The sequence below is a fragment of the Flavobacterium sp. N2038 genome (assembly GCF_025947185.1).
In the GTDB taxonomy this organism is placed as follows: domain Bacteria; phylum Bacteroidota; class Bacteroidia; order Flavobacteriales; family Flavobacteriaceae; genus Flavobacterium.
In genome coordinates this window covers 4,015,054-4,031,254 of the sequence record NZ_CP110001.1, presented here as the reverse complement: position 1 = coordinate 4,031,254, position 16,201 = coordinate 4,015,054, and the positions used below count along the sequence as shown (strand labels likewise).

The window sequence follows — 16,201 nt, the reverse complement described above, 5'->3', positions numbered from 1 at the left end:
GTTACCAAGAATTATTCTTATTCTTGCTTTACAATTTCGCCGGTTTCAATGTTCACGCGAATATCTCCGTGCTCATCTTTAATTGCTTTTTCTAGTTCATTGAAGTTTTGCTGCTGAACGGCAATTTGGCTTAAAATATCAGCTTTTTGAAATTCAAATTGAATAGACAATTCTCCCAGTGATGTTCTGGCTTTATCCATAAAGACATTAAAATCTTGCAATTTCTTCAATTGTTCTGGGTTAATTGTTTTTATTTCTATATTTTCCATTTTATTATTTTAATCTGTTTTTGAATTTATTTTAGTATTGTTCTTATTCAATCCTTTTTTGGTTCATTTTTAGGTAAGTCCTAAATTGACTTGATTACTATTTAAAAAGATGATTAATAACCATCACATAATAGTTGTATTCTGATTTCATTATAATAAATGGGAAGATTAATATTCTTCCCCATTTATCAGTTCTATTTTTTATTGAACATTTTATAATAATTTGCAACCGAAACGGTCGCTGACAAATCTGAATTAAGCATATTTACATTATTTAATGCACTCAGTCTTGTTATCGAGTAGGATATAGATTGGTTGGTCTATTGTTAGGAATAATTATTTCATGTCTATATTGACTTAATTATATACTCTTATTTCTATAAGTGATTTTCTTAATAAATCATCTTTCGGTTCAATGTCTGTAGAAGTGTATAAACGTATGGTATCAGTACTGTCATTATCCCAAGTGATATGATAATTGGAAGTGTCTTCATAATTAAGACCATTAGAAGATAAAACTACTGTCTTATCAAGTGTAAAAAGACCTGTTGAATTCATATAGAAGAATCCAACTTGATTTTTAGACCAGGTTACTGTTCCGCCTAAAGTATTCTCTAATACTATAGCTGTCGGGATTCCACCGGCTGTTTGAGAGACAATAGCTGTATAAACTTTATAAGGTAACGCTTGGGGTGTGGACGTAGTAACAGAGCCATCTGCCATCAAATATTCAGAACTTGTACCATCAGCTTTTATAAAACGATTTGCTCTCACATCACCAGTTTTATCTACTGTAAAAGTATCGGTTCCACTGTTTTTTCCAACATATAAAAGACCTGTAGCGCTAGATCCGGCATTGGCTACAATACAGTGTCCATCATAAGATGTAAAAGAAGAAATCCCCACACCACTACCGCCATTGACAACTGATATAGCATTTCCTGAACCAAATTCATTATGAGCAAATAGTCCAGTTCCATTTCCTGTATTATGACAAAATAGACCAAAACCATAATCGGTAGAGTTGCCAGCATAGATTCCTCGTCCACCCTCTCCAGATTGACGAGAGTAAATACCAAAACCTGTAGATGTATTATTTGACATTAGACCAATTCCATCACCGTTATTTGTTAATGATACAGAATAGCTTCCGCCACCGCCATCATTGGTAATAGATAATCCGTTTGTTTGTGTGTTGCCAGTATTTGTAACAGATTTGATACCAGTAAAAGATTGGTCTGTTGTCGTTAATAATGCTCCAGTAGATGCGTTGTTATCACCAATCTTCTTCTCAACCCCATCACTACCCATCACATACAAATCAGTAGTGCCAGCTGTTTTGGCATATAATTTTGCATGACCTGCTGTTGCAGTTGGAGAATCGGAAGCGGCTAAGGTTAAAAATCCGTTGGTAATATCGGCTTTTTCGTTTAAGGTTGTAAAGGAAGTTCCTGTTACGTTTCCATCGTGTGTAATAAAGGCTTTTTCTTGTCCTTCTTTTTTAATACTGATCGCTTTTCTGTTTACATTGGAAGTAGTAGTATCAAAAGTAGAAGTAGTAGCGCTAGAATTAGAGTTTTGAACTAATTTTAAGCAGTTAGCACTATTGTTTTTAGTGATGGTTAGAACATCATCTACAGAGGTATTGTGCGTTAAATTTAATGCTCCATCTTTAGATTCATTTCCTGTGGTATGAATTACATTATTGTCTTCAGCATATGTTTTAGGATCAAGAGAGCCATCTCCTTTAACAAATTTAGTATCTGTTCCATTTTCGCTAACAAATTTTTTAGCTGTTACAATTCCATCATTATCAATTTTAGCTTTTACAACATTATCTTTCGATATTTGCAAAGGATCTCCTGTTGCTGTTGAAGAAGAATTTACTTGTAAACCCGCTCCAGATCCAGTGTTAGATACTTTAATACCAGTTCCTGTTGCTGTATTTTGAACAGCAATACCACTTCCGGCTCCGCTAACTGTTACATCCAATACTTTTGCGCCAGCATCGGCACCGCTATTTGTTAATACAATTCCGCTAGTTGAGGTAGGAGTAGTGTTGTTGAAAGTTAAGATTCCGTTTTTGGTTTCATTTCCTGAAGTATGCAGAAAGCTTGTAAAGTCAATTGGTTCTCCAGAACCGCCTCCTGGATTTGGATTTGGAGCTAAATTTTTATACCAATAATCGACTTCGATGTTTCTATTGTCAATATTTCCCGAAAAAGTGATTTTGGCCATTTCGTAATTGATAATATAATCTCCATCATTTCCTTGACCTTCTTTCTCCAGTAATAATTGTCCGTTTTTAAAAACTTTAACACTGTAATTAACTGGTGCATATTGCAAAGTAATGGTATCGCCAACAAATGAGTCAAAATGCTCTTTACGTGGCATATAGTTATTTCCAGTAATGATGCCAATATTCTTTAAACCTGTATACAAAAGGGCAGGAGTTACATAATGCTGATTATCGGTTCCTGCTTCGACCATTTGAAAATCGGCTTTGTCTTCGTCAATATGAACGAAACTTTTAAACACCTCTTGGAAGTCTTCCTGCGACGGAATATCTCCTTTTTCGAATTTGTAGCCAATGTTAGTTCTGTCTGTTGCCATGTTGTTTGAAATTTATTTTCTTTCTGTAAATATTATTTTTGATTAGCTTGATTTTGAATCCCAACAAACAATTTCGTTGGGATTCATTTTTGAATTTATAGGGTTAGAATTTTTTCTTCACTACTGTACATGCCCGAAGAGTTTTCGGCAAGCACTTTGAAATGATGGTAGATTCTTTCATCATCACCATTTTTAATAGTTAATTCGTCGGTTTCTAATTTGGTTTCCAGTAAAGCCAACATCACTGTGTTTTCATTAGAAATTTTCTCTTGAATTTTATCCCAGTTTCCTTGATTATTCATTTTATACAAATGATACTTACCATTATGAACTGTTTTTTCCCAACTAAATACAACTGGTTTCAAAACAGATTCATTTTCTCCGGTTGGAATACCAGTAGCAGATAATACTGGGGATTCTGGAGCAACATTATCAGCAATTATTGTAGCTGTAATTTTTGATGGCTGAGATGGTGTATAATCAATATTGATAATCTTATTTTCATCTGTCGAACTCGGATCAGCGTATTCGATTTCTCTTGAAACCGTAATTCTATAAAAAAGGCCATCACCAAAAGGAACGTTTTCTAAATCTTCAAATTCATCGTAAACCGTCCAAACACTATTAAAATCAGTAGATAAAGTATCCTCATTAATCAAAATTTCTTTGACAGGAGTCATCGTTCTAATTGATTGTGCATCCAGCATGTTTTTTGCACGATAGATATTAATTTTTCTAATGTTATATTCTGGCTTGTAAGCATTTAATTCGATTTGAATAGAAGGCTTGATTCCTAAAACCTGATTTTCTAAAACAGGCATAATTCTCTTAATCTCTGGTGTTTGCGGTGGGCTAGAAGGAACTAGTTTCACAGGTCCCAAGAAAGTACTGAACTCACTGAAATTCATTTTAATATCCATTTCGCGAACACCGTAGAAATAAATGTTTTGAGAATTTCCGTCTAGATTAAAATCTGTAAACTGCGTTTTGAATAGCGCTGCATCTGTGATTTTCATCATCGGTGCAATATCTAAATCAGGATGCGGATATTTTAAAATATTTCCATTCTTATCCTTAATGGTTTGCTTTTTATTAACGGGTACATAATCGTTATCCTTAATATATTCGTAAATAACAGGAACTTCAGTAAGTGGCACAAAAGTGGCGTGAATAACTTGTTCTATAAAATGTATTGCTAATAGATTTCTTTCAATTCCATGTTTTGTCGAAATTATGATATCATTTAAAGTGTTAAGAACAGTAATTTTTGGAGCCTTTGTTGTAGGATGTGACGTATTGTGCCATTCAATAAATTCATTAATAGAATCAATAAAAAGTTCGCTATCTGGAGCAGGGAAACGATATCTAAGTAATGGATCACCATCAAGAGGAAACTCTTTATAATACAAAGGTTGTCTTGGAGGCAATACATCTGGTTGATCTTCAGGCCCAAGTAAATCAGTCGGATTTAAAACATTATTCGTTTTTATTAAGCTTTCAAGATCTAAGAAATTTTCCCATCTCTTGGAGAAAAAAGTTTCATTATTTCCGCCAAGTTTACTAAGTTCTTCACGAATTGCAGCAATTGTTTCCGTTTTATACAAAGCATCTAACAAAGCCTGGTCATTTGCCCTGTAATGTAGCATTCCGTAAGGTTTGTGCGTATATGTCGTTGTGAACGTGTATGTTGATCTGTTGAAAAAATCAGGTCTTGTGGCATATAAAGCTCCTTTTACATCCTCGGGTTTTGCAGGTTTTTCAATTCTAACCGCATACATTGGAGTTGGCGCACTAATTTTAGAATCATAGTTATAAGCATTTGAATGGCTGCTAATTCCAAAAATTGAATAATGCGTATTTTCTCCTTCTCTTGGCTGAATGCTTTCTTTTGTAATTCCGTTTGAAGAATCAGCAAAAAGATATACTTTATAACTTGGATAATAATTTACTTTCTGTTGTACATTTTCTTGAAAAAGAATGTGATCGTAAGTCGGATCCATTTCTTGGGTTCCGTCTTTTTTAATTTTAAAATTAGGATCATTGATAGTTAATACTAAATCCTGGTCTGTTCCGATATTGTCTACACGTATAACTTTAAATTCTTTTCTCGATTTTACCGGAATAGGGTTAGCCCCTTCAAAACAGCTTTTAGTAAATAAACGAACAGTACCGTTCATCCATTCAACAGAATGTTGATTACCATTATTGAATTGTGGATGCTGAGCTAATTTTAATCCTTTGAAAGTAAGCTGATATAAACCAAAATGTTTTTTCTCTTCTTTTGGAAGTGGAATCGGATTCTCATCTTTATCCAATACATATGCTCCTTTCGAATCTACCTTAAAAGCTTGCTCCAGAACTTTTTTAATTTCTACTTTATCATTCCAAATTCCTCGAGTTTTTTCTACCTGCAAAGTGTCATTTCCTTGACTGTCTTTTTGCGAAACAATCTCTCTATTTACAGTTTTTAAGGCTTGCGGCACTTGAACCTGAAAACCAATCGGACTTGGCTGGCGCCAGTTTGCAGGCGTTAGCATATTTTCAACTAATGAACATAATTCGTTAACTGGTTTTTTGATTTGCTTGATCTGTTCAGAATCAATTGTTGCATTACCGTCAGAAAGGCTTTGACCTACTTCTTTTTTAAGTACTTCGACATCTGCATATCCAAATTTTCCTGCTGTAGTAACAACATTAATATTCTGAATGATATAGTTTTCATCACCAACTGTTAAAATACCTCCGATAAATCTATTTTTATTAGAATTGTTTAAGCTGATTTTAATGTCTTCGCCACTGCTTAGAATTTTGTATTCGTTAATTCTAATAATTGAGGTAAGTTCATTTGATGAACTATCTGTAATGCTTGCAATTTTTGCATGTTCAATTTGAGGAAGACTATCTCTGAAATAAAGTTTAAAATAATCAGCAAACAGCTCTTCATTATCTGGATAAATCTTATCAGAAAGTAAAGCATCTTCTTTAGTCATTCCATCTGGAATGCTATAACTTAACAATTCCTGAGCAGAATAATATTCAAAAAGAAGTCGGATGTAAGTCTTATCAGTTATTGACTCATTATCTAAAAGTGTTTTCAGCTTAATCTGTTCACTAATTGAAGTAAACATCAACGGGTTTTCTTCTGTAATCAGTAAAGAATTAATTCCAGATGGAGGCAAAAGCGTATTATTTGGCTTAATTTCAGAAGTAATTTCTAATTGTCTTCCAGAGGTTGCCCTCGAGAAAATATTAATACCATAACCTTGATATACATACGTTTGTAAACCTGTTTTTTCCTGACGAACATTTAAAAATGATTTTCCAGACTCAGGTATAATGATCGGAGAAGGCTCAAAAGAACCAGTGCCTAAGTCTTTAGTAACATTAGAATAGGCTGTATCACAAGCTAATTCTGGTTTTTGCCAATTTGCTTCACCTTTAAACTTGTAATCAACTCCGGCATAGATTGGGAATGTAAAAGAGCTTCCGTCAAATTCGTCAGTAGAATCAAAGAAAGCAGTATTTACACTGTAATCTGCGATGTCATTCATAAACAGACTCACATATCTTTTCTTGCCATCAAAACTATATCCGTTAGGATCTGTAATTTTTGCTGATTGCTCATCTTCATCAGAACCTGCGTTAAGGCCTGGTAAATATTTACTTAATTGCACAGGAAGAGGCAAACGTTCTGTATTTACAGAAGTTGGAATACTCATAGAAAGATGCTGTACTTCTTTTGGAGTTGTACCGCCTTCTAAATTCTTAAATGTAACGTACTCTGTTAGATAGATATATTCGCCGGAAAGAACTGTTTCATCAATATCAATGCATCCTAAACCTAACATTCTGGCAATATGAAAATCGTTTGCTGCTATATTCAATAAATCCAGATTGGATATTTCGGTTGTATTTTCTTCAAATTTTGCTTCTTCTCCTGGTACAGGTTCGTTGGTCGGAACACTGTCTTTAAATTTAACAGTTTCTAATGCTGTCGGATTTGTACCATCAAGACTTAGATCGATGTAACTATTAACAACTTGTTTGATGTTTTTATCTCCTTCAGCTGTTGTACGTTTCCATTTGTCTTTATAGTTTTTTACGTTTACATATTCTCCATCATTAAACTTTAACCATTTTCCATGAACAGCATTTAGCTTTGGTTCTAATTGTTCAAATGCTTTATTATCAGTAAGAGTTAAAGCGAATTTTCCTTTTAAATCCCAATTGCCATTTGTATTTGCATTTTGGATAAAATCTCTATAAAATTCAAAATGGATTTCTCTTAACAAACATTTATTTGCTTTAAAACGAAGACTTCTTCCATTTTCGGCTAGAACACGAATCGAATTAGCCTGTGACGAAGAGTAGTTTTTACGATTTGTAACTCTTTTTGATGCAGCAATGCTATTTTCAGCAACAGATAATGTTTCTAATTTAACAATGCTAGCGCTCTCTACGGCATTAAATTTAAGTTCGGCAGCAAAAAATAATTCGCTTTTATTCTCAATCTCAATAATCTCATTTCCATAAGCTTCAATAAAACCAGATGGATCTGTCATCGGATTAATGCTAGCATATGTTAAAAGATACTTTGCTTTGTTTTTGAAATAAACATAGATTGATCTTTGCAGAGCAGGAGTTTTATAAACCCATAATGCTTTATTACGATCAACAGTTTGAGGTTTTTTCGTTAAATCCAATTTATGGACAACTTTAGTATAAGGTGCTCGATATAATTTTACGAAATCATCAGGTTTATTAAAATTAGTAGTACCGCCTGTATATAAATCCCCTTTCGGAAGGTGGTTTGCTCCCAATTCTCCAGCCAAAAGCCAACGAAGATGAATTCCTTTTGTACTATCAAGTCCCTTAGAACCTGCTGCTGCGATCTGCAAACTTGTAGATTGCAAAGCAGTTTTGCCTGAATTAAGATCAACAATATAAACCTCTTTGGTTACGGTAAAACTGATTTTAAAATTGCTTGGATTGTAAACGCCCGGTAGAACAATTAAGGCATTGTGGCTTTCCATTGCAGAAGGCGTTCCGTCAATTCTTATTTTTGCTTCTACGCTCGCCAAACCAGGAATGACAACAGTTTCTTCAAGTCTAAAAACCAATCCGCCAAGATTACTTGCATTATGGATTCGTATTCCCGCAGGAAGAGTAAGAGGAACACGACTTTTATTTCTTAGAACCAAAGTTCCAGCGCTTTCGTGTACAGCAAGACCTTTTTTTAGAACAGGATAAACCAATTTATTTTGAATGATACTCACATTCGGCAAACACCCAATTTGTGCACCAGATAGATCATTGCTCAACTGATTTAATTCAGCTCCTAAAGTGCTAAAATCAGGAACCCTGATATAGTCTGTATTTAGCATGGAAAGACCGCTGTTTTTTAGTACAGGCGTTTTTCCTAAAAAGTTAGTAATCGGTGTTACCAACTCGGTAGCATTGTTTACGGTGCTTGTAACACCGTAAACAAAAATATGTGATTTATCATCCAGATTTTGATATAAATTTTTAAGTAAATTGGTATCATTGACCTGCAAACCATCTGTAACAACCACGACAACGTCTGGAATTACAGTCAAATTGTTTACAACTTCTAAACCAGAAGCCCAGTGATCAGATTGAGGATTGGCCGATCTTGAACCAAAACCATTAATCCAACTTAAAAAACTCGAAGTATTTCCCGAAATTCTTTTTTGAATAACATGCTCTGATCTTGAGTTGTTGTCGCTACCAGACATTCCGATTAACGAAAGTGTAATTTTGCTTTGAGCTTGAGAATTGATAAATGAAGTCAGCCCATCTCGTATTTGCTGCGCTTCATTGCCATTTATCGACCCCGACTCATCGACAACGATAGCGATATACGTTTCGCAACCTGAGGATTGGCTTTCTTGAAGATTTATAGAACTCATTTTTATTGTTTTTTAAAGATTTATATTTTCAATAGTTAAAGTTACCGGCTCAGCAGCACGAACTGTTAATGGCGTTGAATACTGGGCAACAGACCCGTTATTATTCCACATTCTGTATTCGAACTTGATATTTAAATTTTCATCAGTAATTTTTTTACTGTCATTCATAATTAAAACCTGCGCATAGTCTTTAGAATGAAGTGCTTTATAGTTTGCTTTTGCTGCACCAGCATCGTCAACTACTGAAATTGTATTTTTAATTTCTTCTAATGGAATTTTAGGAATATTAAATGGCTCCGGATTGCGAACTAAAAGCGCTACCACTTCACCAGTATTGGTATTGATAATTCGATTAACTTCTGTAGATTGAGCTGGATCGAGAGGAGACATTTTTAAAATTCCTTCGATAGCGCGATCAAATAAGTGCTGATATTTTAATGCTAATGAATTACTTAGAGTATCGTCAAGTCCCAAAACAACATTGTTTAAAGATGTAATCTGATCTTCGCTTAACCTTAACGGAACATCAAATAAAGCTTTTCTTGATTCGGCTTGGTCAAGCTTATAACTGTTTACTTGTTCTGCAAAATCTCTGTATCGAGAGGTTTGGAAACCAAATTGATGTACCAATACATTTTCTGAATCTTCGATTTGATTGTTTTGATTTTTATCGAAATAGTTTTTAGCTAATACTGTATATAATTTCGAAGGTTTTAAATCGGTTAATTTGACCTCATATCCATACGATTTCGGTTTTAAAGCATCTCCAATTGTAATGTCACATCTTATTTTGCCAGTACTTCCTTTAATCATGTTTTGCAACATTTGAATGTTTAGAGGAATTCTAGGATCGTTATCGTCAACCCATTCTGTATTGCCTTTTTCTGCTTTAGGATATGTTGTTTTTTCTGTTGGCAACGGATATGGAATAAGAACATCATTCAAAGGATCTTTAATAATAAGATTTAAAGCACCATCAATTTTTACTCTGCTGTCATACACATCCCATTCTTTAAGCATATGATACACATAAGGATTTTTGAAGAACATTGTTATCTTACATTGCTCATTTCCGTAGAATGAAGGTTTAGATAATAATAAACTTCCATCGGCATTTGGGTAAGAACGGTTGTAATCTAAATACTGTCTTAATGAAGTTAATGGCGATTTTGATAAATCGGTCAATTCATTTTTTACAAGTGTTTGTCCAGGAGGAACCACAGGATCTGGAACAGGGTAGTGCCCTACAGGACCTAATGTTTTGAAACCATAATAGTAATCGAATTTAACTGGCGCTCCATCATCTACTCTATCTGCTAAAGTAAATTTTAAGCAATAAGTTGAATTTGGCCTCCAAATTGGTTGAACTGTATTTTGAATCGCTGCTTCCATTGCTTTATTATCTGCGATTACAGCATCAGAACCTGGAATAGTTAGATTGTGCACCGCACTTTCCCTGGTTAACCATCCAATTTCTTGAATAGAAGTAGAGTAGTTTACTTCATTATCATCATCAGAATCTCCTCCAGCAGAACAAATAAGAGCGTTGATTGTCAATAAATTTGAAGATTTTGTACCTCTTGTATATTCCAATTTAACGGTGCTGCCTAAGTCTGTATGAGTCGCAGTCGAATCTGTTAAAGCAGATGCAGACGAAACAACCGAGACAGTTTCTTTTGGATATAAAGAACAGTTATCAAATTGATCATTAAATAAAGAGAAATAAACTCCTTTTTCATTTTGTTTCGAAGAAAGCATTAGAATTTCATTCGTCGAAGGCTCATTTTGAATGTTAATAATAGATGCTTTATCTGATGAACTTCCTCTTTCGATTAATCTTACAAGGTTTAATGAAATATTAAACACAAACAGGTATTTTTCATTATAGACGATAACAGAATTGTCTGCCAAAGTGTTGTTCGATAAATATATCGCAGAATCAAAAATTGCATCGTTTTTCACAACTGTAATAGCAGTTCCGTTAATTTGAGCCAATCCGAATTTTCCGTTTATCAATTTAACCGTAAGCAAGACTTTGTCGTTTGCAATTACTGCATCTGTAATTTCAACAATTGAGGATTCTGAAACTAGTTTTGTATCTGTTATTGTAATTGTTCTAGTGCTAAGATTGATGCTGAAACGAATGACTTTTTTGTTTTTAGAAATCAAACTGAAATCCGTGCTGTTATGCTGAAGAACTTTGATTGCGACTTCGCCTACTTTTACACGACGAACTAGAGAACGATCGATGCCGTTAACCCAGTTAATTTGAGTTCCGTCTTCTAAAGTATTAATCCAAAGCAATTCATTATTTGGTAATGAAATAAGTTTGTTGAAACTTTCAGAATACGTATTCATATACTGCATTCCGGAGTTTCTGTTTAATTCAGAATCAAGTTCAATAATGGCAGTTGTGGCAGCAGGAGCTACGCAGCCTACTATAAAAGTGTCATCAACAACCGCTTCTCCAATTCCTTTGCATTGCGTTGCATCTAGAGCTTGAGTAAGCAATAAATTATTATTTACGACTTGCATCGATGTTACCAAACCATTCAATAAACGCTCTCTCAACAGATTTCCTTTTGCATCAATTTGAGCGATAACAGTAGTTTTTGGTGTTGGATGAAATGAAATTAAGTAAGTGTCATTGTATTTGAAAACTTTATCAAAGGCAAAAAGAGATCTTCCGTTATATCCATAAAAACGAGTAAATGTCAATGGTTCAGAAGTTCCAGTTGGATTATCGTTACCTGCTTCAGCTTTTAATTCAGCCAATAACGTTATTAAACGATTGTATTCGGTTATATTGCTTGGTTCTGATACAATAAATTCTCCATCAGCAGAAGCGTACGTATCATTAAATAACGCCGCAATTTTATTTCTAACATCTAAAATAGCATCTGCATTTGCAGCCACAGGGCTGATGACAATTCTATCAATTTTCTTTTTCAATAAAACATCGCCGTTTTCATCAAATAAGGTTATTGGTGATCTCAGTTCAGCTTTAGTGTAAGCGATCTCATATAAAGCTGGCGAATTTTTAGCCTTACATATTTTAACTTCTTTATATTTAGACAACTTAGCCCCTTTATCAAAAACTGAAGTATAGGCAGTAATATGTACTGTTTTGGCTTGAGTTGTAAGTTTTAAAGTCGGTTCGATAGCAGACTCAGGGAAAATGATTTCCAGTTTATCATAATTTTTGAAGGATAGTGATCTTCTAAAACCAAAAGGGTTGCTTTCTCCAGAAATGCTCATAAAATCTCCGCCAGAAAGCTTGCCATCCACGATTTCAGGAGTTTCACCAACGAGTTTAAAGAAGAGACCATTGATTCTATCTGCTTCATATTGAGTAGGTACATAATAACGTTTTCCTATTTTTTTATTTTTAAAGTTGACATATTCTGCTTCAATACTATCAGAGACACAGAATAATTTAGAAGGAGTGATTCCGAATTGTTCCGGAACATGCCAGCCTGGTTCTCCTGCACTTAAGTATGAAAATGGATTAGTTGCCAATACACGAATGCTATCGTACTGATCGATTACTTTTTGCCATTGTGCCCAAGGCAAATCTTTTACAAGGTCTCGGGATGTTGAATCCACAACCGCTTTAAAAGGATGATAAGCCTCCCAGGAGTTTCCATTTGCAGAAAGTAATTCAATCGATTCAATTGAATATTGGTGTTTTACCTGACGAAGTTTTCTACCTGCTTTTGATGTTGCTTCAGGCGGCATTAAATCAGTATAATTTTTTGCATCTGCCGTGTATCCACCAATTATTTTAGAAAGACTAGTGTCAGGCAATACTCCCTTCGTCATTTTAATATCGATGAAAGTATCTAACGGAATCACTTTATTAATAGCTGTTGTGCTAGGCATTTGATCAAAATAATCAAGCAAGAAAGCTTCATTGGTAAGCATGTGTACTCCTTTGACAGAATCGGCAGTTCTATTGTCATTAACGTCTCCATATGTGCCTTTAGGAAGCGGACTGTAAGGCGTACGGTCAACAATTCTGTTAATATCCCATTGAAGTTCAATCAAGAAGTTTTTACGAACCCTTACGAACCCAAGTTTAACACGTACACTTAATTCTAATTTTGCATAAATCAAGAACGGTTTAAACGATTCTACAGAGAATATGGTGTCTAAAACAATTTCAACATTAATGATCCAGATTTTAATCTGAATTCCTCCACCGGCACTAATATAACCGCCCATTTGAGGACGTTTGAATGAGATTTTTCCACCCATTTCCAGATAAGCCCATAATTTTACTTTTGCAGGTCCGAAGCTTTTCTCCAGTTTAAAGTCTAATCGTGCTCCAGCTTCAATTCCTTGGGCCGACAGCATAATAAATGCTTTGGCTGTAAATAAAGTCAAGATTCTAGCCGTAATAGGATCTTTTTTAGAACCAAGATTAATGTACCAAGGTTTCTGATTTTTGAAGAAAAATCCAGCTTCTAATAAAGCATGCAACTGAATAATCTGTCCACCATCTTTAGGCATTTGAAAATCTGCTCCGGCTGCCAGTTCAAGCGAATTATCTCCAAAGGCAACCATTGCAAAGAATGGGGGAGTACTTTGATCTTTTTCAATAGGACCTAATCTATCGCCAAGAACATTTAATCCTGCTTCGATATAAAATAGAGTAGGAAGTGAAAGCAACAACATGGCTCGCATATTTAAAATAGTTCCGCCTGTTGATTCAAATGTTGCACCAGCTCCAATAGAAAACGGCGAGTCATATTGCATAGAATCTGGTGGTCCGCTGAATTTTCTAATATTGATTCCGGCTTTTGGATGTTTATAGAATTCGTACCAAGAATTTTCAGTTGTTAATCCAGCCGCTTTTTTGGTAGCCACATATCTAAATCCTAATAAACCTCTGAAACCTGTGATTGAAAGAAATCCAAGCGGAATACCTGTAGGCAATTCAATACCTGCATCAACTAAGAACGCAGGGTATTTAGGCGCAAAACGCATTCCTACGCTTCCTGTAATTTTTGCTTTTGGTAACTTTAATGAAACCTCACCCATGAACTCAGGAGAAACTCCTGGCTGGGGTAACGAAATCATACCATGAATGATAGCCATAGCAGATTCTTCTGAAGCTGTTCCGGGAATCATTAAATCAACTTCGATAGTCTGGATTCTGATGAAAGAATCTTTGAATCCTTCTTCGGTGCTGTAATAGTATTTAATACCCTCACCACGAGCATCTAATCCAAGTGGATTGACACTGATGGCACCATCAAATCCCCAGAAATTATATTTATGTCCATTAATTTGTGTTGAACCAAAGTTGATGTTGCTTACCGCCATTTGAACCGGTCCAAGATTCACAGATAAATTAATCGGAATTGGAATAGAACCACCTTCTACTTCAATGTTTCCATCGCTGTAAATACGAAGTTTTTCAACATCAAAACCTTGACCTTTAGCCAATCTGTTCATTAATGTTCCTTGAGGGAAAGACACATAACAAGAAGTTCCTACATAATAATCATCATCTTGTTTTCCAAGTTCAAAACTGTGGAAATCGAAATTCACCAGACCAAATAAATTGGCTTTTGGTTCACTTGCTTTGTCAAAAGAAGCAGTTAGGTTAAAGTCACCGTCGTCGTATAAGTGTCCTTCCAATGTTGCATGAAAAGAACTTCCGTCAGGATTTTTTAATTTATTGATAATTAATTGTCCCTTGATATTAGAGCCAATAACTTTGTTTTGTTTGAAAGAAATATCAAATTTGTTGAAACCAATTTCAAACCCACGATTAGGATTACCAATTCTCTTCCAAAGTGTATTATCTGGTGCAAGTTTTGATAAAAAGGCTTGGTATTCTTTAGCATTCTTAAAAGTATAAATAGTAGAAGGGCTAACTTCTGAAGATACTAATGTAGATTTAGTGGTTAATGTTAAAGGATAACTGAAAGGATAAGGCAGGCTGCTCGTAGCACTAAATTCTTGTAAATAAGCAAGCAATTCATTGTAATCGGCAATTTGTGTGATTTCAACAACATCCGTTTCTTCGTTTCTTTGTAACATGGAAAGAGGATACTGAAAATCGAATTTATCGCCGAAATAACTAAAAACACCAGTAGGCACAGGAACTGTTTCCAGGTAAATATCTCCAGAAATTCCACCTGTTCCAATTAGTAAATCAGATGCGCCAATTCTTAATGTTGTGCTTGTGCTTCCTTGTCCTTCTTTTTCATAATCATGAAACCATTTTGAAGGTAAAGTAACAGATACCGCACGTGCATAAACTCCCACGAAGTCATTTGGTCTGCCATCTGCAGTAGCTTCCGGAATATTTGTTTTTTTGCTTAAATCGAGTTTTAAAGTGTCTAACTCCAGAATCATTCCGGTGTTACCAATCATTGCATATTTAGAAGGGCCTAGAGATCCTCCTAGTTCAAACTGATAGCCAATTCCTTCTTGAGTATCAGCTTGTAATAAAGCTTGTGCAAATCTAAATTGTGATTTAGGATTAGGATTTGAAGGGTCAGTGTAAGGATTACCTTCTTTAGTTACAGGTTTCAAATAAGAATTTGGAAACTCGATAGCAGCACTTAATTCTAATGTTACTCGGGCTTTTGGAGTAATGATATTTTTGATGTAGCTGTCAATATCATCAGGAATCAAGTTCTTAAAGAAGTTTTTTACATTCGAAATAGAATTTGAAACACTTGATTCATCTAAAAGATACAGCAAAAATGCTGCAATTGAAGCCTCATCAGTGAATTGATTTTTAATTGCTAAAACCAATTCTCTAGGTTTGTTATCTGAAGTAGGAACGGGAATCGTTAATCCAAATTTAGAATTAATGTCATTGACAAACTGCTCAACTTTTGTTAAGTTGTCACTTTTTGGAGAAACAAAATTGTTAATGATTAAGGTTACCACTTCTTCTTCAGAAGTGTTCAAAATTTGCAATCCAAGTTCAAAGAATTCTCTCGGAGAATAAGAGAAATTTTGAAGATTGAAACTTCTCAAGTAAGATAAAATTAGCCACTGATATTCTACAGTAACGGGAAAAGATGAAATAGATGAATCGGTATTGTCCGGATTAAGAATTAAGAACATTTCTGTTCCTGGTATTTGAAACTGTAATCGTTCTTTGGAAACAATAGACAAGCCGTAGAAACCAGATTCTCCTCTCGGACTAATGCTAGCCTGGAAATCTTTAATATATACTTTGTCAAATATTTGTTGAATCCCATCTTTAATGAAGCCTAAAGCATCTGGAAAATCATCCAGACTTACTACAGTCGACAAGGAAGGGTAATACTTTTGCGTGGTCGGTGTTGGCATTTTTTTATTGTTTAATTAAATTATTTATTTAATTCTTGTTTGTAATTTGGAAAGCATTAGGCAAAAAAA

At 34.6% G+C, this 16,201-nt stretch carries 4 protein-coding genes; all 4 read right to left on the bottom strand.

Features of this window, described 5'->3' with window-relative positions; genetic code table 11:
• Positions 1-17: 17 nt before the first annotated feature.
• Positions 18-269: a hypothetical protein gene (locus tag OLM51_RS17770; RefSeq protein ID WP_264551933.1), complete on the bottom strand. Its 252-nt coding sequence runs from the start codon at positions 267-269 to the stop codon at positions 18-20.
• A gap of 357 nt (positions 270-626) precedes the next feature.
• Positions 627-2,882: a hypothetical protein gene (locus tag OLM51_RS17765; RefSeq protein ID WP_264551932.1), complete on the bottom strand. Its 2,256-nt coding sequence runs from the start codon at positions 2,880-2,882 to the stop codon at positions 627-629.
• 95 nt (positions 2,883-2,977) lie between these two features.
• Entirely contained in the window at positions 2,978-8,812 is a 5,835-nt protein-coding gene (locus OLM51_RS17760) for a VWA domain-containing protein (RefSeq protein WP_264551931.1), read from the bottom strand.
• A gap of 12 nt (positions 8,813-8,824) precedes the next feature.
• Positions 8,825-16,132, bottom strand: a complete 7,308-nt coding sequence (locus OLM51_RS17755; RefSeq protein ID WP_264551930.1) for a hypothetical protein — start codon at positions 16,130-16,132, stop codon at positions 8,825-8,827.
• Positions 16,133-16,201: the final 69 nt, after the last annotated feature.

Bases quoted from the DNA above. Each gene is read 5' to 3' on its own strand.
- OLM51_RS17770 (WP_264551933.1), bottom strand. From the start codon at position 269: ATGGAAAATATAGAAATAAAAACAATTAACCCAGAACAATTGAAGAAA.
- OLM51_RS17765 (WP_264551932.1), bottom strand. From the start codon at position 2,882: ATGGCAACAGACAGAACTAACATTGGCTACAAATTCGAAAAAGGAGAT.
- OLM51_RS17760 (WP_264551931.1), bottom strand. From the start codon at position 8,812: ATGAGTTCTATAAATCTTCAAGAAAGCCAATCCTCAGGTTGCGAAACG.
- OLM51_RS17755 (WP_264551930.1), bottom strand. From the start codon at position 16,132: ATGCCAACACCGACCACGCAAAAGTATTACCCTTCCTTGTCGACTGTA.